The organism is Rhodococcus sp. WB1, assembly GCF_001700945.1.
Taxonomy (GTDB): domain Bacteria; phylum Actinomycetota; class Actinomycetes; order Mycobacteriales; family Mycobacteriaceae; genus Rhodococcus; species Rhodococcus aetherivorans.
Genome location: NZ_CP015529.1, coordinates 2327335 through 2352449, shown reverse-complemented (window position 1 = coordinate 2352449; position 25115 = coordinate 2327335). Strand labels below are relative to the sequence as shown.

13 protein-coding genes are annotated in these 25115 nt (G+C 73.0%); 3 read left to right on the top strand and 10 right to left on the bottom strand.

The genetic code is table 11. The features are described from left to right. Nucleotides 1-2: 2 nt before the first annotated feature. The 6 genes from pheT to infC all read right to left on the bottom strand — a co-directional run bounded on the left by pheT (nt 3) and on the right by infC (nt 5987). Nucleotides 3-2492: a phenylalanine--tRNA ligase subunit beta gene (gene pheT, locus A4U64_RS10435; protein WP_065922539.1), complete on the bottom strand. Its 2490-nt coding sequence runs from the start codon at nt 2490-2492 to the stop codon at nt 3-5. Nucleotides 2493-2545: 53 nt separating this feature from the next. Then, nucleotides 2546-3616 carry a phenylalanine--tRNA ligase subunit alpha gene (gene pheS / locus A4U64_RS10430; protein ID WP_006936501.1) on the bottom strand — a complete coding sequence of 357 codons (1071 nt, stop codon included), beginning with the start codon at nt 3614-3616 and terminating at the stop codon, nt 2546-2548. A gap of 108 nt (nt 3617-3724) precedes the next feature. Beyond that, complete coding sequence (locus tag A4U64_RS10425) at nt 3725-4537, bottom strand: TrmH family RNA methyltransferase (RefSeq protein ID WP_043799626.1); 813 nt, start codon at nt 4535-4537, stop codon at nt 3725-3727. A gap of 55 nt (nt 4538-4592) precedes the next feature. Continuing rightward, the gene (gene rplT, locus A4U64_RS10420) at nt 4593-4979 is read right to left on the bottom strand and encodes a 50S ribosomal protein L20 (RefSeq protein ID WP_003937964.1); all 387 of its coding nucleotides are present in this window, start codon (nt 4977-4979) and stop codon (nt 4593-4595) included. A 64-nt stretch (nt 4980-5043) separates the two neighbouring features. Continuing rightward, complete coding sequence (gene rpmI / locus A4U64_RS10415; RefSeq protein WP_006936506.1) at nt 5044-5238, bottom strand: 50S ribosomal protein L35; 195 nt, start codon at nt 5236-5238, stop codon at nt 5044-5046. 89 nt (nt 5239-5327) lie between these two features. Further along, nucleotides 5328-5987 (bottom strand): translation initiation factor IF-3, encoded by a 660-nt coding sequence (gene infC / locus A4U64_RS10410; protein ID WP_029543898.1) that lies wholly within the window; start codon nt 5985-5987, stop codon nt 5328-5330. 357 nt (nt 5988-6344) lie between these two features. On the opposite strand from infC, the gene A4U64_RS10405 reads away from it, so the two are divergent. Continuing rightward, a complete protein-coding gene (locus tag A4U64_RS10405; RefSeq protein WP_006936509.1) occupies nt 6345-6698 on the top strand; it encodes a DUF1844 domain-containing protein in 354 nt (117 codons plus the stop codon). 22 nt (nt 6699-6720) lie between these two features. Here A4U64_RS10405 and A4U64_RS10400 read toward each other — a convergent pair whose 3' ends face one another. Then, on the bottom strand, nt 6721-8532 hold the full coding sequence (locus A4U64_RS10400; protein WP_043799621.1) for a pyruvate kinase: 1812 nt from the start codon (nt 8530-8532) through the stop codon (nt 6721-6723). 117 nt (nt 8533-8649) lie between these two features. Here A4U64_RS10400 and A4U64_RS10395 point away from each other — a divergent pair, with 117 nt between their 5' ends. Continuing rightward, nucleotides 8650-9366 carry an alpha/beta fold hydrolase gene (locus A4U64_RS10395; protein WP_065923465.1) on the top strand — a complete coding sequence of 239 codons (717 nt, stop codon included), beginning with the start codon at nt 8650-8652 and terminating at the stop codon, nt 9364-9366. 12 nt (nt 9367-9378) lie between these two features. On the opposite strand, the gene A4U64_RS10390 is transcribed toward A4U64_RS10395, so the two are convergent. Both A4U64_RS10390 and uvrA read right to left on the bottom strand, forming a co-directional pair. Next, nucleotides 9379-10527, bottom strand: a complete 1149-nt coding sequence (locus tag A4U64_RS10390; protein ID WP_006936515.1) for a lipase family protein — start codon at nt 10525-10527, stop codon at nt 9379-9381. A gap of 40 nt (nt 10528-10567) precedes the next feature. Beyond that, nucleotides 10568-13501, bottom strand: a complete 2934-nt coding sequence (gene uvrA, locus A4U64_RS10385) for an excinuclease ABC subunit UvrA (RefSeq protein ID WP_065922538.1) — start codon at nt 13499-13501, stop codon at nt 10568-10570. Nucleotides 13502-13674: 173 nt separating this feature from the next. On the opposite strand from uvrA, the gene A4U64_RS10380 reads away from it, so the two are divergent. Then, on the top strand, nt 13675-14364 hold the full coding sequence (locus tag A4U64_RS10380; RefSeq protein ID WP_006936519.1) for an MBL fold metallo-hydrolase: 690 nt from the start codon (nt 13675-13677) through the stop codon (nt 14362-14364). Nucleotides 14365-14498: 134 nt separating this feature from the next. Here A4U64_RS10380 and A4U64_RS10375 read toward each other — a convergent pair whose 3' ends face one another. Further along, on the bottom strand, nt 14499-25058 hold the full coding sequence (locus A4U64_RS10375; RefSeq protein ID WP_065922537.1) for a type I polyketide synthase: 10560 nt from the start codon (nt 25056-25058) through the stop codon (nt 14499-14501). Nucleotides 25059-25115: the final 57 nt, after the last annotated feature.

Sequence of the window (25115 nt, the reverse complement as noted above, 5' to 3'; positions counted from 1 at the left end):
GGTCAGTGCCGCAGTTCGGCACCGACGGCGGCGGACGCCGACGCGACGGCGGCGGCGCGGGCGGCGCTGGCCTCGTCCTCCGTGAGCGTGCGGTCTGCCGCCCGGAACCGCAGCGCGAAGGCGAGCGACTTGCGGCCCTCCCCGACCTGCGCCCCCTCGAACACGTCGAACAGGCGAATGTCCTCGAGCAGCTCGCCGCCACCCGCGCGCAGCGCTTCCTCGACGTCGGCGGCCGGGACCTCCTTGGCCACGACGACGGCGACGTCCTGCAGGACGGCGGGGAACGGGGAGACCTTGGGCGCCGGCAGCGACTCCATGATCGGCAGCGCGTCGAGGTCCAGTTCGAACGCGCACGTGCGGGCGGGCAGGCCGCCGCGCTCGAGCACCGCCGGGTGCAGCTCGCCGGCATGGCCGACGACGACACCGTCGACGAGCAGCTCGGCGCAGCGGCCCGGATGCCAGGGCAGGTACTGCGCCGCGCGGCGCTGCAGCCGCACACCGGCGGCGGCCGCGACGGTCTCCGCCGCGGCGAACGCGTCGGTCGCGTCCGCGGGCCGGCCCGGGCCCCACGGCCCGGCGGGCTCCCGCAGGCCGCACAGCACCGCCCCGACATGGACGGGCTGCGCGGGCAGCGATCCTTCGAGCAGCGCGATCTGCTCGTCGGTGGGACGCCGGTCCACCGGCAGCGGCGGCACGGGCCGGGTGCCGGGTCCGGGCAGGACGACCTGCGCGATCGCATAGAGCGACAGGTCGCGCTGGCCACGGGAGACGTTGCGGGCGAGCACCTCGAGCAGGCCGGGCAGCAGCGTCGTCGCCAGCTCGGGGCGGTCGGCCTCGAGCGGGTTGAGAACCTTGGTGGTGGTGCGGCGCGGGTCGTCGGCGTCGAGACCCCACGTGTCGAACACGTGCGCCGGCAGGAAGACGGGGGCGAGGACCTCGACGTGGCCGTCGGCGGCCAGGGCGCGGCCCACGGCGCGGCGGCGCTTCTGGCTCGGGGTCAGTCCGCGGCCGGCGGGGGCGGCGGGGAGCACGGACGGGATCTGCTCGAGTCCCTCGAGCCGCAGCACCTCCTCCACCAGGTCGGCCGGCTGGCGCAGGTCGGGTCGCCACGTGGGCGGCGTGACCACCAGCTGGCCGTGCCCGTCCGGGCCGACGCCGACCTCGACGCCACATCCGATCTGGGTGAGCCGGCGGGCGGCGGTGCCGGTCGGGTAGGCGACCCCGGCCATGCGGTCGGGCAGGTCGATGTCCATGCGGATCGAGACCGGCTCGACGGGGACCGAGATGTCGGTCAGGACCGGCTCGACGCGGCCACCGGCGATCTCCACGAGCAGCGACGCGGCCCGGTCCAGCGCCGGCAGCGCCACTTCGGGGTCGACGTTGCGCTCGAACCGCTTGCCCGCCTCGCTGACCAGCTTGTGGCGCCGCGCGCTCCGGAACACGGCCAGCGGATCCCAGGTGGCGGCCTCGAGGAGGACGTCGGTGGTGGTGCCGCTCACCTCGGTGGCGACGCCGCCCATGATCCCGGCCAGGGAGATCACGCCGGAGTCGTCGGTGATGACGACGTCCTCGGGGTCGAGGTCGCGTTCGATGCCGTCGAGGGTGGTCAGCTTCTCCCCCGCCTTCGCGCGCCGCACGACGAGCTCACCCTGGAGGGTGGCGGCGTCGAAGGCGTGCAGCGGCTGGCCGAGTTCGAGCAGCACGTAGTTGGTCACGTCGACGGCCGGGGAGATCGGGCGGATGCCGGACAGCAGCAGCCGCCGCTGCAGCCACCACGGGGACACGGCCTTGGGGTCGATGCCGGTGACCTTGCGGGCGGCGAAGCGGGTGGCGTCGGTCTCCGGCTCGAGCCGGATCGGGTAGGCCTGGCCGCCGTCGGCCGGATTGGGCACGACGTGCGCGGGGTCGGCGAACTCGAGGTCGAAGCCGCACGCGAGTTCGCGGGTCAGGCCCCGCAGCGAGAAGCAGTAGCCGCGGTCGGGGGTGATGTTCAGCTCGATGACGGTGTCGCCGAGGCCGAGCAGGTCGTTGGCGTCGGTACCCGGTTCGGCGGTGCCCTCCTCGAGGACGAGGATGCCGGAGTGGTCCTTGCCGATGCCGAGCTCGGCGACGGAGCAGATCATCCCGTCGGAGACCCTGCCGTAGGTCTTGCGGGAGGCGATGGCGAAGCCGCCGGGCAGCACCGCGCCGGGCAGCGCGACGACCACGAGGTCGCCCTCGGTGAAGTTGCGGGCGCCGCACACGATGCCGCGCGGGGCGTCTTCGCCCACCTCGACCTGGCAGAAGCGGATGGGCTTCTTGAACTCGGTGAGCTCGGTGATCTCGAGGACGCGGCCGACGACGAGGGGGCCGTCGAGGCGCGCGAGGGTGTCGACCTCCTCCACCTCGAGTCCGACCCGGACGAATCCCGCATCGAGTTCCTCGGCGGTGACGTTCCACTCGGGGGTGGCCCGCTGCAGGATCTCGGTCAGCCAGGACTGCGCTACTCGCACTTGTGCTCAGCTCTTTCGGTCGGTTCGGTGGTCGGGTCTCGGGTCGGGCGGCGTCAGCCCTGCACGCCGAAGGGCATGGTGAATCGGACGTCGCCCTCGACGATGTCGCGCATGTCGGAGATGCCGTTGCGGAACTGCAGGGTGCGCTCGAGGCCCATCCCGAACGCGAAGCCGGTGTACTCGTCGGGGTCGATGCCGCTCGCGCGCAGCACGTTGGGGTTGACCATGCCGCAGCCGCCCCATTCGACCCAGCCGGCACCGCCCTTCTTGTTCGGGAACCACACGTCCACCTCGGCGGACGGCTCGGTGAACGGGAAGTAGTTCGGGCGCATCCGGGTTCGGGTCTCGGGTCCGAACAGGGCACGGGCGAACGCGTCCAGGGTGCCGCGCAGGTGGGCCATGGTCAGCCCCTTGTCCACGGCCAGGCCCTCGATCTGCGAGAACACCGGGGTGTGGGTGGCGTCGAGCTCGTCGGTGCGGAAGGTGCGGCCGGGGCACACCACGTAGATCGGGATGTCGCGGTGCAGCATGGTGCGCACCTGCACCGGCGAGGTGTGGGTGCGCAGCACCTGCCGTGAGCCCTCCGGCGCGATGTGGAAGGTGTCCTGCATCGTGCGGGCGGGGTGGTCCGGCAGGAAGTTCAGCGCGTCGAAGTTGAAGTGCTCGGTTTCGACCTCGGGGCCCTCGGCCACCTCCCAGCCCATGCCGACGAACACGTCGGCGATCTGGTCGGAGATGATCGTGATCGGGTGCCGCGCGCCGGCGGGCCGGCGGTTGGCGGGCAGGGTGACGTCGATGGCCTCGGCGACGAGGACCGCGGCGTCGCGCTCGGCGAGGAGCTCGGTGCGGCGTTCGTCGAAGGCTGCGGTGACCGCGCCGCGGGCCGCGTTGACCCGCTTGCCGGCGTCGGCGCGCTGGTTGCCGGGCAGGCCGCCCAGGGCGCGCTTGGCGAGGGAGACGGGGGCCTTGTCGCCGAGGTGGTCGATCTTGGCCTGCGCGAGCGCGTCGAGGTCGGGGGCGGCGGCGAACGCGGCCAGCGCGGCCTGCGTGGACGCGGCGAGCGACTCCTCGCTCAGGGCGCTCGGATCGACTGCCGGCGGGGTGCCGCCCTCATTCTTGGCCACGACCGGTGCAACTCCTTCTTCGGGCGAACGGTGGGTGTGGTGCCACGTTCGGCGTCGAACGGATCGCGCCAGCGCAGCACCCAAATCCTAGGCGATGGCCGGGCCGCGCTAGGGCACGGCCCTGTCGGCGCGATGCTGCACGCGGGCGCTTGCGTACAGGCAGATCGACGCGGCGGTGGCAAGGTTCAACGATTCGGCGCGGCCGCGGATGGGGATGCGCACCCGGTGGTCGGCCCGCGCCGCGACCGCCGGGTCGAGGCCGTGGGCCTCGTTGCCGAACAGCCACGCCGTGGGGGCGGCGAGCAGCTCGTCGGCCTCGTCGAGATCGACCTCGCCGTCGGCGGCGGTGGCGAGCACCTGGAGTCCGGCGGCGGCGAGCGCGTCGAGGACGGTGCCGGTGTCGCGTTCACGGGCGAGCGGGAGGTGGAACACGCTGCCCGCGGAGGCGCGGACGCACTTGCCGTTGTGCGGGTCGACGCTGTCGCCGGCGAGGACCACCGCGTCGGCGCCGACCGCGTCGGCCACGCGGATGACGGTGCCGGCGTTGCCGGGCTCGGCGATCTCGACGGGCACGGCGAGCAGCCGCGGCGGCGGGGTCAGGGCCCGGGCGAGCGGCACGTCGAGCAGATCGCACACGGCGACGATGCCGGGCGGGGTGACGGTGTCCGACAGCCGGGCGGCCGCGCGCTCGGTGACGGTGGAGACCCGCACGTGTCGGCGCCGGGCGGCGCCGAGCAGATCGGGGTAGCGGGCGGCGGCGGCCTCGGTGACGAACACCTCGTGCACGACGGCGGTCGTGAGGGCCTCGCCGACGGAGTTCTCGCCCTCGGCGAGGAAACGGCCGGCCTTGCGGCGGTCGGAGGTGCGCAGGAGTTTGACAGCAGAAACGACCCGTGGGGTGCGCTCGGTGAGCGGGTCCACGGGTCGTTCCTGTGCTGGTCGGTCGTTCAGCGTCGTCTCGGCGTTCGCGCTGCGCTCAGGCGGCGTCGGCCGGCGCGTTGACGTCGGCGGGCAGCGCGGCCTTGGCCACGGCGACCAGGCCGGCGAACGCCTCGGCGTCGGAGACGGCGAGCTCGGCGAGGATCTTGCGGTCCACCTCGACACCCGCGGCCTTCAGGCCCTGGATGAAGCGGTTGTAGGTGATGTCGTTGGCGCGGGCAGCGGCGTTGATGCGGCTGATCCACAGCTTGCGGAAGTCACCCTTGCGCGCGCGACGGTCGCGGTAGGCGTAGGTCAGCGAGTGGAGCTGCTGTTCCTTGGCCTTGCGGTACAGACGCGAGCGCTGCCCGCGGTAGCCCTTGGAAGCCTCGAGGATCGAACGGCGCTTCTTCTGGGCGTTGACGGCCCTCTTCACGCGTGCCACTGATATGTCCTGTCAATCTCGGGGGGCAGTCGATCGCCCCCGGGGGTCGGTCGGGGAAAGAAGCTCAGATGCCGAGCATGCGCTTGACGCGCGGGGCGTCGACGTCGGAGACGGCGGCCTTGCCGTCGAGGCGACGCGTCACCCGGGAGGACTTGTGCTCGAGCAGGTGGCGGCGGCCGGCCTTCTGGCGCAGGATCTTTCCGCTGCCGGACACCTTGAATCGCTTCGCGGTGCCGCTGTGGGTCTTCGACTTGGGCATGGAGTCCTCAGTTCGTCGGGGATTTACTCGTGTTCGTCCGGCTTGCGCGCAGCGGCCGGCCGGGCGGTGAGCCCGGTCGACCGGCGGAGCTACGCGGTGCCGTCGCCTGCCGCGGGCTTGTCCGCGGCAGGAGCCGGCCTGGCGACGGAGGCCTGGGCGGTCTCCTGCGCCTTGGCGCGGGTCTTGGCGCCCTTGTGCGGGGCCAGGACCATGGTCATGTTCCGACCGTCCTGCTTGGGGGCGGTCTCGATGAAGCCGAGATCGGCGACGTCGGCGCCGAGGCGCTGCAGCAGCCGGAACCCGAGCTCGGGGCGGGACTGCTCGCGGCCGCGGAACATGATCGTCACCTTGACCTTCGACCCCGCCTCGAGGAAGCGCACCACGTTGCGCTTCTTGGTCTCGTAGTCGTGGTCGTCGATCTTCGGCCGGAGCTTCTGCTCCTTGATCACGGTCAGCTGCTGGTTCTTGCGCGACTCGCGCGCCTTCTGGGCAGCCTCGTACTTGAACTTGCCGTAGTCCATGATCTTGCAGACCGGCGGACGGGCGTCAGGGGCCACCTCGACCAGATCGAGATCGGCTTCGAATGCCAGGCGGAGTGCATCTTCAACACGCACGATTCCGACCTGTTCCCCACCCGGTCCGACGAGTCGGACCTCGGGAACTCGGATGCGTTCGTTGATGCGGGTCTCAGCGCTGATGGGGCCTCCTAGGTAGAGCGGTGCGGTCCGGGTGACCGCGCCGCAGCACATGGGGCCGACTTCCGACGAAAAACCCCGCCGACGGTGCTTGCGCACCGGGCGGGGTCCGAATACCGACCGGCCCGACGGACCCCACGACGCGAAGGCCGTGCGCTCTCGTCCCCCGATCACTCGGGGTGCACGCTCCCCGGATACCCCGGTGGGCGGCGGACCGGACCACTGAGCGAAGGTCATGACCAGGTCATGTGCCGCGCAGAGGTGGGAGTCGGACTCCACTTTGCTGCCCACGCGCAGAGCACGCGGACGGTCGTAACTCACAGCTTAGCAAACTTCGGGCCGTCGATCGAATCGCCGGCCGCGGCCCGACCCGCCCCAGCGGCAGCGAGGCGCGGGTGGGATCGTGGACCCATGACCGACACCCCCGATCCGACCGTGGCCGGTGACGTCCGGCACCTGGGCGAGATCCCGGCCGTCGAGGTGATCAGCCGCGCCGCCGTGATGCTCATGAGTTCCGCCGCCGAGAAGCTCGGCCTGGCCGACGAGGATCCCGAGGCCGGCACCCACCGCGACCTGGACGAGGCGCGCCGGGTGATCACCGCCCTCGCCGGGCTGGTCACCGCGTCCGTGGAGTACCTCGGCCCGCACGCCGGGCCGCTGCGCGAGGGGCTGCAGGCGCTGCAGCGGGCCTTCCGGGAGGCGTCGGCCTACCCGGACGAGCCGGGCAAGGGCCCGGGCGAGAAGTACACCGGCCCGGTCTTCTGACCCGGCCTCGGCCACCCCGGTCTCAGCGCAGCGGCACGCCCGGCTCCTCCCAGGCCCGCAGGCGCCGCAGCAGCGAGTCCTTCTTGCGTTGGTGGTCGGCCATCCGGCCCAGCACGTCGTCGAGGAAGCGCACCGCGTGGTCGACGTACGGGCCCTTGTTGAGCATCACGCACTCGGCCCGGCCCGACGCCGCGGCGTCGGTGATCTCCGCGCGCGACGGCCGGCCGGTCCGGGCGAGGGTGTCGAGGACCTGCGTCGCCCAGATCACCGGGACGTGCGCCGCCTCGCACACCCACAGGATCTCCTCCTGCACCTCGGCCAGCCGGCCGTAACCGGCCTCGACGGCGAGGTCGCCGCGCGCGATCATCACGCCGACCCGCGGCGAGTGCAGGGCCGCGAACAGGATGGACGGCAGGTTCTCGAACCCCGCCACCGTCTCCACCTTGAGGATCACCCCGAGCCGCGCGCCGCCGAGTTCGGCGAGCCGGTCCTGCAGGCGCGCGACGTCGGCGGCACTGCGCACGAAGGACAGGCTGACCGCGTCCGCGTGCGCGACCACGAACGGCAACCGGTCCAGGTCCTCGTCGGTGAGCGCCGGCAGCCGCAGCTCGGTGTCGGGCAGGTTGATGCCCTTGGCCGTCCCCAGCCGGGAGCCGCGCAGATCCGCGTCGGTGATGCGGATCCGCAGCCGCCCCGGAGCGGCCTCCTCGACGATCCCCCCGATCCGGCCGTCGTCGAAGAAGATCCGGTGCCCGATCCGGGTGTCCTCGAACACCCGGGGCAGGGTGCAGCCGATGCGGGGCGGGTGGGCGTCGGGGTCGGCGGGCGTGAGGTCCGGATCCAGGATCAGCTCGTCGCCGACGTGCAGGGTGAGCCGCCGTTCGCGCGGCGGGAGGGCCGCGACGGCGGTGGCGTCGCCGTGCGCGGTCAGCCGGGTGCCGGGCACGAGGTAGGCGGTGTCGGTCAGCTCGGTGCGCACGTCACCGGCGGCGGTGCCGGTGACGACCAGCATGCGCTTGGAGCCGCGGGTGTCGCGGAAGGCGATGCGGTCGCCGGGTCGGCGACGGGCCAGCCACAACTCGTCGGTGACGGGGACGACGACCTCGCCCGCGGCGGCCGCGGGGCCCGGGCGGGTGAGCCGCACCTGGACGGGTGCGACGGTGCGGCCGAGCGCGTCCCGTTCGGGTTTGGCGTGCACGACCGCGGGACCGGGCGCGACGGGGCCCGTGCGCAGCTTCGGGCCGGCGAGGTCCATGGTGACGGCGACGTGCCGGCCGTGGGCCCGTTCGGCGCGGCGCACGTGGTCGATCATGGCGGCCCACGCGTCCGGGCCGTCGTGCGCGCAGTTGATCCGGACGAGTTCGGCGCCGGCGCCGACGATCCGGTGGACGAGTTCGGCGTCGGTGGCCGCCTCGCTCGGCAGCGTCACCATGATGCGGGTCCGGCGGCCGCCGTGGACGGGACCGAGCAGTGCGGTGGCGTGGCGTTCGAGCAGGCGCTCGCCGGTGACGAAATCGACCGGACAGGGCCGGGCATCGATCTCGGGCAGGTCGGCGAGGCTGCCCACGGCCCGGCGCACCGCGTCGACGGAGGCCAGCACGTGGGCCTCGGCGCGCCCCAGGGACGAGAGCCCCCACGCGGCGAGGTCGGACTGCAGGTCGCGGATGTCCCGGCGCCGCAGGGCGACGTAGTGCGCCAGGTTCTCCGCGCCGGGCCGGTGAGCGGGGTGGGCCTGGGCCCAGCGCTCGTCGGCGTCCGCGGCGGCGACGAGCCCGTCCCGCAGCTCGTCGAGCGCGGCGGCGAGGGCCGCGAGGTCGCCGTGCGCACCGGTCATGCGCCCACCGTAGGGGCGCGGAGTTTCGCGGGGTTTGCGCCCGGTTGAACAATGTCGTTCCGGCAACGACCGTGTCGGTGACCCGCACCGTCGCCTGCATCCCCGAGGATGGGTGTCGTGGGCGCACACGTGATCCTCGTTCCCGGATTCTGGCTCGGCGCATGGGCATGGGAGGCCGTCGCCGAGGACCTGCGGGCGCGGGGGCACAGGGTCGACGCCCTGACTCTGCCCGGGCTCGGGTCCGTCCGGACCGACCGCTCCGGCATCACCCTCGACGACCACGTCGGTGCCGTCGTGGATGCGGTGGCGGGCGGTGCGATCGTCGTCGCGCACAGCGGCGCCGGCCCGGTCGCGTACGCGGCGTCGGACCGGGTCCCGACGGACGTGGCCCGCCTGCTGTACGTCGACTCCGGTCCGCTGCCGGATGCCGCTGCACTGCGACCGGATCTCGATGCCGCCGTGGCGGAGATCCCGCTACCGCCGTGGGCGGAGCTCGAAGCCGACGGCAACAGCCTGCACGGGCTCGACGACGCTGCGCTGCAGCGGTTCCGGGAGCGGGCGGTGCCGCATCCGGCCGGTCCGGCGCGGACTCCGCTCGCCCTGCACGACGACGCCCGCCTGAGGGTGCCGACCACCGTCGTGTGCAGCAGCTTCCCGTCCGGGGCGATCCCGCGGATGGCGCAGTCGGGGCATCCGGTGGCGTCCGAGCTCGGCCGGTTGACCGACGTGGAGTACGTCGACCTGCCGACCGGTCACTGGCCGATGTGGTCCCGTCCCGCCGATCTCGCGGCGGCGATCGATACGGCGACGATCGATACGGCGGGGCGCCGCTGACGCGGTCGCTCGCTACCGGCCCGCGGCGAACAGGTCCTCAACGAACGCTGTGACGTCGTCCAGGGACGCCCGCATCGTCTCCAGGTGGCCGACGGGATACGACCGGAACACGAACCGCTCCCCGGCCGCGGTCAGGTCGGCGACGAGCTTGAACGTGAACGGCGCCGGGGTGACGGTGTCCGTCAGGCCCTGGCCGAGGAACAGTGGACGGTCGTAGCCGCGGGTGGGGATCTCGAGCATGTCGCGGGCGGCCCGGACCAGGGCCGGATCGTCGGTGCGTCGCGCCAGCAGGTCGCCGATCGACAGATCCCCGACCTCGGCCGCCGCCTCCTGGTAGCACAGGTCCTCGAGCCGGGCGAGGACCTCGCGGCCCCGCGGGCTGAGGAAGCGGTCGACGTCGACGTCGGGGCGGGTCGCGCGCATCCCGGCCAGCAGGTAGGCGATGAACACGGTGGTGCCGGTCAGCGGCAGCGGCGGAAGGCGCGGGTCACCGAACGGCACGAGGTGCTCGATGTTCGACGGCACGCCCAGCGCGACGGCGCCGCGGTAGTCGAGCTCGGGTGCGTACCGGGTCGCGAGGGAGGCCGCGACCATCGCGGCTTGACCGCCCTGCGACTGGCCGAGTGCGACCCAGCGGGACCCGAGGGACGGTTCCACCGCCCGCGCGGCGCGCACCATGTCGATCAGGGCGTGGGCCTCCGACGGCCCGTCGAGGTAGGCGTGGAGGCCGGGGGTGCCGAGACCGGGGTAGTCGGTGGCGACGACCGCGTATCCCTGGGCGAGCCAGTGCGCCAGGTATCCGTTGTCGATGCGGCCGTCGACGGTGGGGGCGCACCGGTCCGCGATTCCGACCGCGCCGTGTCCCCACGACACCACCGGCCAGCCGCCGGTGGGCGCGGCGCCCGACGGCACGAAGACCGCGCCGGTGCTCAGGGCCGGCACCCCGCGCGGTCCGGTGGTGCGGTAGGTGAGCACCGACGCGGCGGACGCACCCGGCAGCCACCACTGCCGCGGCAACGGATCGACCCGGACGACGGTGCCCGGCGGGTCCGCCTCGCTGCCTGCGGGCCGGGCCGCCGCAACCCCGGCCGTGAGCAGCATCGCCGTCACGAGCGCGGCGACGATCCCGCGGACACGACCACCGGAGAACGTCCGTGCCACCCCATCCCCCTTCGCGGTCCGCGGCGCGTCGGCGCCGAGGTCAGCTCGCGGCCGCCACCTTCCGCGGCGCGCGCTTGCGCGCCGGCTTGCGGGCGGGCGCGGGCTCCTGGGCGACGGACTCGGCGAGCGCCTCGCGCAGGAACGTGCCGGTGTAGCTGCCCTCGACCGTCGCGACGTCCTCGGGCGTGCCCTGCGCGACGACGGTGCCGCCGCCGGAGCCCCCTTCGGGGCCCATGTCGATGATCCAGTCCGCCGTCTTGATCACGTCGAGATTGTGTTCGATCACGATCACCGTGTTGCCCTTGTCGACGAGCCCGTTGATCACGCCGAGCAGCTTGCGGATGTCCTCGAAGTGCAGACCGGTGGTCGGCTCGTCCAGCACGTACACGGTGCGGCCCGTCGACCGCTTCTGCAGCTCCGCGGCGAGCTTGACGCGCTGCGCCTCGCCCCCCGAAAGGGTCGGGGCCGGCTGGCCCAGGCGCACGTATCCGAGGCCGACGTCGACAAGGGTGCGCAGGTAGCGGTGGATCGAGGTGACCGGCTCGAAGAACTCGGCGGCCTCCTCGATGGGCATGTCCAGCACCTCGGCGATGGTCTTGCCCTTGTAGTGCACCTCGAGGGTCTCGCGGTTGTAGCGGGCCCCGTGGCACACCTCGCACGGCACGTACACGTCGGGCAGGAAGTTCATCTCGATCTTGAGCGTGCCGTCACCCGAGCAGGCCTCGCATCGGCCGCCCTTGACGTTGAACGAGAACCGGCCCGGCTGATAGCCGCGCACCTTCGCCTCGGTGGTCGCGGCGAACAGGGTGCGGATCTTGTCGAACACGCCCGTGTAGGTGGCCGGATTCGACCGCGGGGTACGGCCGATCGGCGACTGGTCCACCTGCACGAGCTTGTCGAGCTGGTCGAGCCCGTTGACGCGGGTGTGCCGGCCGGGCACCTGCCGCGCGCCGTTGAGCTTGTTGGCCATGACCGTCGCGAGAATGTCGTTGACTAGGGTCGACTTGCCGGATCCGGAGACACCGGTGATGGAGGTGAGCACGCCGAGCGGGAAGGCCACGTCGATGCCGCGCAGGTTGTTCTCGCGGGCGCCGACGACGGTGACCTGACGCTTGCGGTCCACCGGCCGGCGCTGCTCCGGCACCTCGATCCGCTGACGTCCGGACAGGTACGCGCCGGTGAGCGACTCGGTGCACTCGAGCAGTTCCTTGTAGGGGCCGGTGTGCACGACGCGACCGCCGTGCTCGCCGGCGTACGGCCCGATGTCGACGACCCAGTCCGACGCGCGGATGGTGTCCTCGTCGTGCTCGACGACGATCAGGGTGTTGCCGAGATCACGCAGCCGCGTGAGGGTTTCGATGAGCCGGCGGTTGTCGCGCTGGTGCAGGCCGATGGACGGCTCGTCCAGGACGTACAGGACACCGACCAGGCCCGAGCCGATCTGGGTGGCGAGACGGATGCGCTGTGCCTCCCCGCCGGACAGGGTGCCGGCCGCGCGGGACAGGGTGAGGTATTCGAGTCCCACGTCGAGCAGGAACCCGAGACGCGCCTGGATCTCCTTGAGCACCTGCCCTGCGATGGCCTCCTCCCGCGCCCCGAGGGTCAGGGCGTTCAGGAACTCGGCGCACTCGGCGATGGACAGGTCGGAGACCTCGGCGATGGACTTGTGTCCGTGCTCGCCCGCGGCGATCGTCACCGCGAGGATCTCCGGACGCAGCCGCGCGCCCTCGCACGTGGGGCACGGGATCTCCCGCATGTACCCGTCGTAGCGTTCCTTCATCTGCTCGGACTCGGTCTGTTCGAGCCGGCGGTGCAGGAACGGCATCACGCCCTCGAACTCGGCGTAGTACGACCGTGTCCGGCCGTACCGGTTCTTGTAGCGGACGTGGACCTGTTCCGGGCTGCCCTCGAGGATGGCCTTGCGGGCCTTGGCCGGCAGCTTGTTCCACGGGGTGGACATCTCGAAGCCCATGATGTCGGCGAGCCCGGACAGCAGCCGGGTGAAGTACTCGGAGGTCTGCCCCATCGACCAGGGCGCGATCGCACCGTCCTCGAGGCTGAGTTCCGGGTCCGGCACGACGAGCTCCGGGTCGACCTCCTTGCGGATGCCGAGGCCGGTGCATTCGGGGCAGGCGCCGTACGGGGAGTTGAACGAGAAGGACCGGGGTTCGAGTTCGTCGATGGACAGGGGGTGCCCGTTCGGGCAGGCGAGCGTCTCGGAGAAGCGACGCTCGCGGTCGGCGGCGTTCTCGTCCCGGTCCACGAAGTCGAGGACGACGATGCCCTCCGCCAGGCGCAGCGCGGTCTCGATCGAATCGGTGAGCCGCTGCTTGGCGCTCGCCTTGACCGCGAGGCGGTCGACGACCACCTCGATGTCGTGTTTCTCCTGCTTCTTCAGCTTCGGCGGATCAGTGAGGGGATAGACCACTCCGTCGACCCGCACGCGGGCGTACCCCTGCACGGTCAGCTGCTCGAACAGGTCGACGAATTCCCCCTTGCGGGTGCGCACGACCGGGGCGAGCACCTGGAACCGGGTGCCCTGCTCCATGTCGAGGACCTGGTCGACGATCTGCTGCGGCGTCTGCCGGGCGATCTGCTCCCCGCACTGCGGGCAGTGCGCCGTGCCTGCGCGGGCGTAGAGCAGGCGCAGATAGTCGTAGACCTCGGTGATGGTGCCCACCGTCGAGCGCGGGTTCCGGTTGGTGGACTTCTGGTCGATGGACACCGCCGGCGACAGGCCCTCGATGAAGTCGACGTCGGGTTTGTCCATCTGGCCGAGGAACTGGCGCGCGTAGGCGGACAGCGACTCGACGTAACGGCGCTGCCCCTCGGCGAAGATCGTGTCGAACGCCAGGCTCGACTTGCCCGACCCGGACAGGCCGGTGAAGACGATCAGGCTGTCACGCGGCAGGTCCAGGTCGATCCCCCGCAGGTTGTGCTCCCGCGCGCCACGCACGATCAGGCGATCCGCCACGCCACGTCCCTCCTCGTCGGATCCCCTGGACGGTCGGATCCGGTCGCATCTCGATTCACCGACGTCACGTCGCGCAACTCGGCCCTGGACCATGGTAGGCGCGCCCACCGACACGTTCCGGTTCCCGACCGCCGCGCACGCGGGCGACGGGCCTCGGCGGTAACGTGCCTCACATGTCGCAGCAGCCCTTGGTCATCGACGACGACTACACCGGCGAGGTCACCCCCGGCGGTCCCGCGCAGCGCCGCACCGTGCCCGGCGCGACCATCGTCAAGCTGTCCGTCGGACCCATGGACAACAACACGTACCTGGTCACGGATTCCGCCACCGGCAGATCTGTGTTCCTCGATGCAGCGAACGAGCCGGAGTTGCTGACCCGGTTCCTCGCCGAGCACGCCCCGAAACTCGAGCTGATCGTCACGACCCACCAGCACTGGGACCACTGGCAGGGCCTCGAGGCGGTCGCGGCGTCGACCGGGGTTCCCACGGCGGCGCACCCGCTCGACGCCGAGCAGCTCCCGGTCACGCCCGATCGGTTGCTCATGGAAGGCGACACCGTCGCCGTCGGCGAGCTCGGTCTCGAGGTGATCCACCTGTCCGGGCACACCCCCGGCTCGATCGCGCTGGTCCTCACCGAGGCCGGCACCGGACGGCACCACATCTTCACCGGTGACTCCCTCTTCCCCGGCGGCCTGGGCAAGACCGCGGACGCCGAGAAGTTCACCTCGCTGTACGACGACGTCGACACCAAGCTCTTCGGCCGCTTCGGTGACGACACGGTGATCTACCCCGGCCACGGCAAGGACACCACCCTCGGCGCCGAGCGCCCGCACCTCGCGGAGTGGCGCGAGCGCGGCTGGTGACCGGGTGGGCTGCGGGAGGCCGCCGTTCTCACGCGGCGCGTTCGCGCAGCTGCGACGGCGGCAGCTCGATGGCCGGGGCCGGTGTCCACTGCGCAGACCGCATCCCGGCGGTCACCGGGAGATTGCTCGTCGGCTCACAGACCCCGGTCGATGATGTCGAGGATCTCGTCACCGGTCGCGGCGTGAATCCTGTCCACCGTGTCGGCGCGGCCCCGCTCGGCTCCCGCGAGGTCGGCGAGCAGGGCTTCGAGCCGCTGCGCGACCGCCGCGCGTGCCTCGTCGTCGGCACCGAGGTCGGCGACGACCGCCTGCAGGCGGTCGATCCCGGCGACGGCCACCGACACCGGGTCCGGGACCAGCTCCGCGCGCAGGAACTCGGCGACGGCCCGGGGGCTGGGGTGATCGAACACCACCGTCGGCGGTAACCGCAGACCGGTCGCGGCACCGAGATGGTTGCGCAAGGCCACTGCCGCGAGCGAGTCGAAGCCGAGTTCCTTGAACGCCTGGTCGGGATCGACCGAGTCCGACGCGTCGTGGCCGAGGACTGCGGCAGCTCCGGCTCGCACCAGCTCCAGCACGAGGTGCCGCTGTTCGGGCACCGACCGGTCCGTGAGCCGCTGCGCCCACTCCAACGGCCCTGATCCGTTCGGTCCGGACAACGCCGACCCCGAGCCGGCCGCGCGCGGCCGCGCTTGCCGCACCAGTCCCCGCAGCGGAGCGGGAACGGACGTCGCGGCCGCACCGGGGTGCTCGAACCGAGCCCCTACCACGGCGGAGAGGTCGGACGCCAGGGCGCTGTCGAACAGGTCCAGGCCGTCGGCCTCGCTCATCGGAACCAGTCCGCTACGGCGGGCCCGGGCGAGATCCACCGCGCCGAGCCTGCCGGTCATGGCGCTCGGCGGTGCCCACATGCCCCACGCGATCGAGACCGCGGGCCGGCCGTGGGCTCGCCGATGCTGGGCGAGGGCGTCGAGGAACCGGTTCGCCGCCGCGTAGTTCCCCTGCCCGGGCGCGCCGAGCACACCGGCGAGCGACGAGAACAGCACGAAGGCGTGGACCCCGGCGGTCAGCCGGTGCAGGTGCCAGGCCGCGTCGACTTTCGGCCGCAGCACCGCGTCGAGCCGGTCGGGGGTGAGCGAGGTGAGGGTGGCGTCGTCGAGGACTCCGGCCGCGTGGATCACCGCGGTCAGGGGGTGCTCGGCGGGGATCCGGGCCAGCAGACCGGCCAGTGCCGCCGCGTCGGCGGTGTCGCAGGCGACGATGCGCACCTCGGCGCCCGCATTGCGCAGTTCGCGGCGTAGCCGGTCGCTTCCGTCGGCGTCGGGTCCGCGTCGGCTGGTCAGCACCAGATGCCGCGCCCCGTGCGTGCTGACGAGATGGCGCGCCACCGACCCTCCCACGGTGCCGGTGCCGCCGGTGACGAGCACGGTGCCGCGGGGGTCGAACAGCGGACCGGATCGCTGCACGGCCGGTATGCGCCGCAGGCGGGGCACGAGCACGGCCCGGCCCCGGACCGCGACCTGCGGTTCCCCGCTGGCCAGGGCCGACGTGATCGCCGTGTCGACGTCCGTCTCCCGGTCGAGGTCGAGCAGCACGAACCGCCCGGGGTTCTCGTTCTGCGCGGAGCCCACCAGACCCCACACGGCGGCGGCCGCGAGGTCGATGTCGACCCCTTCGCCCTCCTCGCCGGTGGCCGTCGCGTTGCGGGTGACGACCACCAGCACACTGTCGGCGAACTCGGCGTCGTCGAGCCAGTCCTGCAGCAGTCGCAGCGTCCGGGCGCACAGGTGGTGGGTCGCCTCCGGGCCCGGGTCGCCGTCGGTGCCGCACCCCACCAGCACCGTCCAGGGCCGCCCGTCGTCGGGCGTGGCTGCCCTCGCGGTGCGCAGCGCCGCCGCGTCGGGACAGCGCGACAAGCTCGATTCCAGATCCGCGGCGCCGAGTACCACCATCGGGCCGGGCGGCGGCTCGGACGGGAGGTCGTCGATTCGGGTCCATGCCAGGCGGTGCAGTCGCCGCGCGCCGGACGGGCCCGCGCCGTCCCCGTCGCCCGTCCGGGGCACCACGTGCAGCGCCTCGACGGTCAGCACCGGCGCGCCGTCGGCATCGGTGGCGTCGACGCGGTACCGCCCGTCCTCGCCCGTCGCGCACCGCACCGACACCGCCTGCGCACCGGTGCGGTGCAGCCGGGTTCCCGACCAGGTCAGCGGCCAGTCGTCCGGCCCGAAGACGGGGTCGAGCGCCGCCTGCAGCAGTTGCGGATGGATCCCGAAGCCGCTCGGGTCGACGCCGTCGTCGAGGCGCACCTCGGTCGTGGTGTCGCCCGGGAGCCGGTCCGGCTGCGCGGCGAGCACGTCGTCGACGGTCGCCGACGCGTTCCGCACCCAGGGGCCGTCGGCCGGTCCCATGTTCGACGAGACGGTGACGGTGCGCGCGCCGTCCTCATCGGCCGGTGACACGAGCACCCGGATCGGCAGCGACCCCGCGGCCGGCAGGCCCAGCGCGTGGTGCAGCGTGAGAGCGGCGATGCGGTCGCACCCGACGTGGTGGGCGGCGTGCAGGGTCAGCTCGACCAGGACGGCCGGTACCAGGGTCTGCGGAGCGTCGGTCGGCGGATCGCCGGGCTGCGGCGCCGCGAGCGACGAATCCCGGTGCCGGGACAGCGCTCCGGTGAACACGGTGGTGTCGTCGTCGAGGGTCACGGCCGCGCCGAGCAGCGGATGGTCCGCCGGGCTCAACCCCAACTCCGTCGGATCACCGCTGGTGCGTGCGGGCGCCGACGGCCAGAAGGAGCGACGCCGGAAGGCGTACGTGGGCAGGTCCACCCGGCGGCGGCCGGGCAGTACCCGATCCCAGTCGATCGCCAGGCCCTGCACGGACGCAGCGGCGACCGCCTCGACGAAGCCCCGTGCGTCGTCCCCGCGCCCGGGCAACGTGGCGATCGGGTGCGGGACGACCTCGGCGGCGTGAGCGGCCAGGGCCGCGCCGGGTCCGATCTCGACGCAGCGGGAGACGCCGAGTTCGGCGAGGGTGCGCATGCCGTCGTGGAAGCGCACGGCTCGGCGGATGTGCCGGCGCCAGTACTGCGGCGACGTCAGTTCCTCGGCCGTGGCGACGCGCCCGGTGAGAGTGGAGACGACGGGGATCGTCGGCGGCTGCGCCGCCGGCCGCGACACGACGGTGGTGAACTCGTCGAGGACGGGGTCCATCAGCGCCGAATGGAACGCGCGTTCGACCTGCAGCGTGGTGACCGCGATTCCCGCGGTGGACAGTTCGGCGGCGACGGCGTGCACGTCGGCTGCAGCTCCCGCGAGCACCACGGATTCGGCGCCGTTCACCGCGGCAAGGTCGACTCGGCCGTCGATCCGCGACCGGACGTCCTCCGGGTGGGCCCGGACGGCGATCATCGCCCCGGGGGCGGTGGCCTGCATCAGCCGTCCGCGCGCGGCCACCAGGGCGGCGGCGTCGGGCAGGCTGAACACGCCCGCGACGTGGGCCGCGGTGAGTTCTCCGATCGAATGTCCGATCAGGTAGTCGGGGGTGAGGCCCCATTCCCGCAGTAGTCGGTAAAGGGCGACCTCGACGGCGAACAGGGCCGGCTGGGTGTACTCGGTGCGGTCGAGTCTCGCGGCGGCTTCGTCCGCGTCGCCCCAGATCACCTGCCGTATCGGGGTGTCGACGTGCTCGTCGAGGGCGGCGCAGGTCTCGTCCAGGGCCCGGGCGAACACCGGGTAGGTGTCGTAGAGGCCGCGGCCCATTCCGATCCGCTGCGCGCCCTGGCCGGTGAACATGAATGCCGTCCTCCCGCGGGCGCTCGTCCCGGCGACGGCGTTGCCGCCTGCGCGTCCCTCGGCGAGGCGGGCCAGGCCGTCGCGTAGGTCGGCGAGCGTCTCGCCGGTCACGGCGGCGCGGTGCGTGAAGCCGGACCGGGTGGTGGCCAGCGAATAGGCGAGATCGGCCGGATCCGGCGGGGCCCCCGTGTCGAGGGCGTCCCTGTCGAGGACGTCCGTCAGCCGGGCGGCCTGCGCGCGCAGCGCCTCGTCGGTCTTGGCGGAGAGCACCCACACCAGGGGCGACGCCGACCGCGGCGGGGCCGCCGGTGCGGCGACGTCGGGCGGCTCCTCGAGGATCATGTGGGCGTTGGTGCCGCTGATGCCGAACGAGGAGACGCCGGCGCGGCGGGGGCGCCCGGTCTGCGGCCATGCCACCGCCTCGGCCAGCAGCGCGACCTCGCCGGAGGTCCAGTCGACGTGCCGGGTCGGGGCGTCGCTGTGCAGGCTCGGCGGCAGCACACCGTGTCGCATCGCCATCACCATCTTGATCACGCCGGCCACCCCGGCCGCCGCCTGGGAGTGGCCGATGTTCGACTTGACCGACCCCAGCCACAGCGGCCGGCCGTCGCGTTGCTGCCCGTAGGTGGCCAGCAACGCCTGGGCTTCGATCGGGTCGCCGAGTGTCGTGCCGGTGCCGTGGGCCTCCACCGCGTCGATGTCGGCGGGGTCGAGGGCAGCGTCGGCCAGCGCCTGCCGGATCACCCGTTCCTGCGACGGACCGTTCGGGGCGGTCAGGCCATTCGAAGCGCCGTCCTGATTGACCGCGGAGCCGCGGATCAGTGCCAGCACCCGGTGGCCGTGGCGCTGGGCGTCGCTCAGCCGCTCGAGCACGACCATGCCCGCGCCCTCGCTGAGCCCGGTGCCGTCCGCTCGATCGGAGAACGGTTTGCACCGCCCGTCCGGGGCGAGTCCGCGCTGGCGGCTGAATTCGATCAGCACGCCGGGGGTCGCCATCACCGTCGCCCCACCGGCCAGCGCGAGGGTGCATTCGCCGTCGCGCAGGGCCCGCGCCGCCAGGTGCAGCGCCACCAAGGACGACGAACACGCCGTGTCGACGGTGACCGCGGGACCGGTGAAGCCGAGCGAGTAGGCGATCCGCCCGGAGGCCACGCTGTTGCTGGTGCCCGTCATGAGGTAGCCCTCGGCGTCGGTGCTCCGCCGGGTCATGAGGTGGAATCCGTAGTCGCCGCCCATCATTCCGACGTACACGCCGGTGTCGGTGAGCCCGGGCGAGTTCGGCGGGATTCCCGCGTATTCCAGTGCTTCCCAGGCGCTTTCGAGCAGCAGTCGGTGCTGCGGATCCATCGCGACGGCCTCGCGGGGGCTGATCCCGAAGAACGCGGCGTCGAACCGGTCGGCGTCGTAGAGGAATCCGCCGGCCCGCATGTAGGTCGTGCCGCTGCGCTCGGGATCCGGGTGGTACACCTCGTCGAGGTTCCAGCCGCGGTTGTCGGGGTACGCGCCCACCGCGTCGCGGCCGTCGCGGACGAGGCGCCACAGCTCGTCCGGGCATGAGACCTGGCCGGGGTATCGGCAGGCCATCCCCACGATCGCGATCGGGTCGTCGTCGTGGCGCCGGCGCGCCGTGCGGGTCGGTTGCGGGGCGTCCTCGGGGCCGAGCAGCCGTGCCGCGATCTCGCGGGCGAGCGCGTCCGCGGTGGGGTGGTCGAACACCACCGTCGCGGCCAGCCGCACCCCGGTGGCCGTCGTCAGCTGGTTGCGTAGCTGCACCGCGGTGAGCGAGTCGAAGCCGAGTTGCTTGAAGGCCCGTTCCGGATCGATGGCCTCCTTCCCGTCGTGGCCGAGTACCGCCGCGACGTGCGTGGTGACGATTTCGAGGACCCGGGCGTGCCGCTCGGCGGGGTCGAGCGCCCGCAGTTCGTCGGCGAGGCCGGGGGCCGACGGGGCGGCCGCGGCGCGCCGACGGGACGTGCCGAGCACTCGGCGCAGGATCGGGGGGAGGGCCTCGCCGTCGGAGCGGCGGGCGGGCGCCGAGAGCCGTATCGGCACCGTCAACGGACGGTTCGCGGCGAGCGCCGCATCGAACAGGGCCAGCCCCGCTTCGGGGGTGAGGGTGTCTATGCCGGTGCGCTGGAGCCGATCCAGATCGGCCGCATTCAGATGGGAGGTCATCCCGCTGGGGCGGTCCCACAGTCCCCAGGCCAGGGACAGTCCCGGCAGTCCCTCGGCGCGGCGGTGCTGCGCGAGCGCGTCGAGGAAGACGTTGGCCGCCGCGTAGTTCGCCTGGCCGGCGCCGCCGAGCACACCCGCCGCGGAGGAGAACAGCACGAACGCCGCGAGACCGCGATCGCGGGTGAGCTCGTGCAGATGCCACGCACCGTCCACCTTGGGGCGCAGGACGGCGTGCAACTGGTCCGGAGTCAAGGTGGCGGCGGTGGCGTCGTCGAGCACCCCGGCGGCGTGGACGACACCCGACAGGTCGGGGACGGCGTCGAGCAGGGCCGCCACCGCGGCTCGATCGGCCACGTCGCAGGTCACGGCGCGGATCTCGGCGCCCGCCTCGGCGAACTCGGCGCGCAGGTCCGTCGCCCGCTCGCCGCGGACCGCGTGTCGGCCGGTCAGCACGAGCCGGCGCACCCCGTACCGCCGCACGAGGTGACGGGCGACGAGCCGGCCGATGGTTCCGGTGCCGCCGGTGACGACGACGGTGCCGTCGGGGCCGAACGGCACCGGATCCGCGGCTGCGTCGGTGGCGGTCGGCACCGCCGCGAGCACGGGCGCGAGGAGTGTCCCGGCGCGGACCGCCAGTTGTGGTTCGTCGCAGGCCAGGGCCGCGGACAGCACGGTGGGATCGGGCAGGTCACCGGGCGGCCGGTCCAGGTCCACCAGGGTGATCCGGTCCGGGTGTTCGTTCTGCACGGCACCGATCAGCCCCCACACGGGCGCGGCGCCGACGTCGATCGGTTCGTCGTCGGTGACCGCCACGGCGCGGCGCGTCGTCACCAGCAGTCGGGTCTCGGCGAGCCGCTCGTCGGCGAGCCAGGCCTGTACCGCCCGCAACGCCGCCTCCGCGGCGGCGTGCGCGCGCGTCGGCACGTCGGATTCGTCGTCCGGTTCCCCGGCCAGCAGCAGGGTGCGGCCGGCGGGATCGCCGCCGGTGAGTGCCTCCCCGAGCGCGGCGAGGTCCGCCGTCGGGGCCGCGCCGGCCTCGACCGGGATCCATTCCACGCGGTAGAGGCCGGTGCCGGTCGTGGCGGCCGGCGCCCGCGGACCTGCGAACGGCCGCAGCGCCAGCGAGCGCGCGGTCAGCACGGGCTTGCCGGCGGTGTCGTACGCGGCCACCCGGTACCGTTCGGGTCCGGCCGGGGCGATGTGTACGCGCAGGGCGGTGGCACCCACGGCGTGCAGTTGCACGTCGTCCCATGCGAACGGCAGTCGCAGGTCGCGGGCGCCGGCCTCGGCGGCGGCGAACGCGATCAGGTGCAGCGCCGCGTCGAACACCGCCGGATGGATCCCGTACCCGGCGACCGCCGCGGCGGGGTCCTCTCCCCCCAGGCGCACCTCTCCGTACAGGTCGTCACCGCGGCGCCACGCCGCGCGCAGGCCCCGGAAGACCGTCCCGTACCCGTATCCGGTCTCGTCGAGCGCGTCGTACAGACCGCTCACGTCGATCGGCGTCGCATCGGCCGGGGGCCACTGCCGGATCGGAACCTGCGCGGTGTGCACCGCGCCCGTGAGTGTGCCGACGGCGTGCCGGGTCCACGGTGTCTGCGCCGGGGCGTCCGCCGGGCGGGAGTGCACCGACACCGTGCGGTGCCCGGCGTCGTCGGCGGTGAGGACGGCGACCTGCACCGCGAGCTCCCCACCGGTGGGAACCGTCGCGGGCGTCTCGAGGGTGAGTTCCGCGAGGCGGCTGCAGCCGGCGCGATGCCCGGCGTGCAAGGCGAGTTCGACGAACGCCGTGCCGGGCAGCACCACGGTGCCGTCCACGGCGTGCTCGTTCAGCCACGGCAGTCGGTGCGGCGACAGCACGCCCGTGAACACCGCGCCGCGACCGTCGCCGAGTTCGACCGAGGCGGCGAGCATCGGGTGGTCCCCGGCATCCATGCCGGCTGCGGCGGCATCACGTTGCGGCGCGCCCCCGTCGAGCCAGTAGCGGCGATGCTGGAAGGCATACGTGGGCAGGTCCACCCACGGCCGGTGACCGGCGCGGCGAGCCCACCCGACCCGGTCCCACTCGATGTGCGCCCCGGACACGTGTGCCTCGGCGAGGGCGGTGGTGAACTGGCGCAGGCCTGCCCGGTCGCGCCGGAGGGTGCCGAGGGCGCGACCCGCGATGCCGGCCGCGTCCAGGGTCTCCTGCAGCGGCACGGTCAGGACCGGATGGCTCCCCGACTCGACGAACAGCCGATACCCGTCGCGGGCCAGAGATCTCGTCGCGTCCTCGAAGCGCACCGGCCGGCGCAGGTTCCGGTACCAGTAGTCGGCGTCGAGTGCGGTGCCGTCCATCATGTCCCCGCTCACCGTCGAGTAGAACGGGATCCGCGAACGCTGCGGGGTGATCGGGGCGAGAGCGTCGAGAATGGGCCTGCGCAGCACCGAGACGTCCGCGCAGTGGGAGGCGTAGTCGACGGTGATGCGCCGGGCCTGGACACCGTCGGCCTGCCACCGCGCGACCAGTACCTCGAGGGCGTCGCCGGGGCCGGACACGACCGTGGCGGCCGGACCGTTGATCGCCGCCACCTCGACGGTCCCGGCCCAGGGTTCGATCTGCTGCCGCACCGCGTCCGCCGGCAGACCCACCGACGCCATGCCACCGCCGCGCCGGGCCGATTCCGTGATCACCCGGCTGCGGGCCGCGACGACGAGCGCCGCGTCGGGCAGGGTCAGCGCGCCGGCGACGTGGGCGGCGGCGATCTCGCCCTGCGAGTGCCCGACCACGGCCGCCGGTTCGACGCCGTGTGCGTGCCACAGCCGCGCAAGACCGACCATCACCGCGAACAGCGCGGGTTGCACGACGTCGGCCCGGTCCAGGGCCGCCGGATCGCGGTCGCGGAGCACGTCGAGCAGCGCGAACCCGGTGTGCGGGGCCAGGGCGTCGGCGCACTCGCGCAGGCTGTCGGCGAACACCGGGGAGGACTCCAGCAGTTCGGTGGCCATGCCCACCCACTGCGCGCCCTGCCCGGGAAAGACGAACACCGGCCGGTCGCCCGCCTCGACCGCCACGCCGGTGATCACACCGGGGTCGGGGGCGCCTCGGCCGAGCGCGTCGAGACCGGACAGCAGGGTCGTCCGGTCGGTACCGAGCACGGCGGCACGGTGGTCGAAGGTCGCGCGGGAGGTCAGCAGCGGGCCGGCCACCTGGGCGGGTGTCAGCTCGGGGTGGTCGGCGACGTAGTCCCGCAGCCTGTGGGCCTGCGCGCGCAGCGCCGGTTCGGTGTGGCCCGACACGAACCAGGCCACGACGTCGTCCGATCCGTCGATCCCGTCGGTGGGCGCAGCGTCCGGCGGTGGGGCCGGCCGCTCCAGCACGACGTGGGCGTTCGTGCCGCTGATGCCGAACGAGGAGACCGCCGCCCGGCGGGGCCGGTCGGTCGCCGGCCATTCCCGGTTCTCGGTGAGCAGGGACACCGATCCGGCGGACCAGTCGACGTGGGGGGTGGGGCGGTCGACGTGCAGCGTTCTCGGCAGCACACCGTGCCGCATCGCCATGATCATCTTGATCACTCCGGCCACTCCGGCGGCTGCCTGGGTGTGCCCGAGGTTCGACTTCACCGAGCCGAGCCACAACGGCCGGTCGGGGGGCCGATCGCGGCCATAGCCGGCCAGCAGGGCGGACGCCTCGATGGGATCGCCCAGCGTGGTGCCGGTGCCGTGGGCTTCGACCGCGTCGACGTCGGCCGGGCCGAGTCCGGCGTCGGTCAGGGCCTGCCGGATCACCCGTTCCTGGGCCTGCTTGCTCGGGGCGGTCAGGCCGTTGCTGGCGCCGTCCTGGTTCACCGCGCTGCCGCGGACGACGGCGAGGATCCGGCGGTCGTTGCGCTCGGCGTCGGACAGGCGTTCCAGCGCGAGGATCGCGGCGCCTTCGCCCCACGCCGTACCGTCGGCCGCGGCGGAGAACGCCTTACAGCGCCCGTCGTGGGCCAGTCCACGCTGCCGGCTGAACTCGACGAACACCGCGGGCGTCGACATGACGGTCGCCCCGCCGGCCAGGGCGAGTTCGCACTCGCCGTTGCGCAGTGCCTGCATGGCGAGGTGGACGGACACCAGGGACGACGAGCATGCCGTGTCGACGGTGATCGCGGGTCCGTTCAGTCCGAAGCTGTATGCGACACGGCCGGAGGCGACACTCATGGCGGTGCCGGTGATGAAGTAGCCCGCGAGTTCCTCGGGCGGGGCGCCGCCCGCCCGTGCCGAGTAGTCGATTCCGGACAGACCGGTGAAGACGCCGATCTGCCTGCCGTGCACGGACCGCGGATCGATGCCGGCGTGCTCGAAGGTCTCCCAGCTCGTCTCGAGCAGGAGTCGCTGCTGCGGGTCCATCGCCAGTGCTTCGCGAGGCGAGATTCCGAAGACCTCCGGGTCGAAACCCGCTGCATCGTCGAGAAAGCTACCTTGCACCGTGTACGTCCTGCCGGCCTGCCGGCCCGTCGGATCGTAGAGATCCGCCGCTTCCCAACCCCGGTCCGTGGGGAACCCGGAGACGGTCTCCGAACCGGATTCCACCAGGTGCCACAGATCCTGTGGGGAGCGGACGCCGCCGGGGAACCGGCACCCCATCCCGACGACGGCGATCGGTTCGCGACTCACCCCCTCGACCTCGCGGAGCTTCTCCCGGGCCTGATAGAGCTCTGCGGTCACCCGTTTCAGATAGTCGAGGAGTTTCGCGTCATCGGCCATAATCGAGCTCCAATCCGAGAGCCGTCGTGCCAGCGCCGAGAACTCGATGGTATCCGC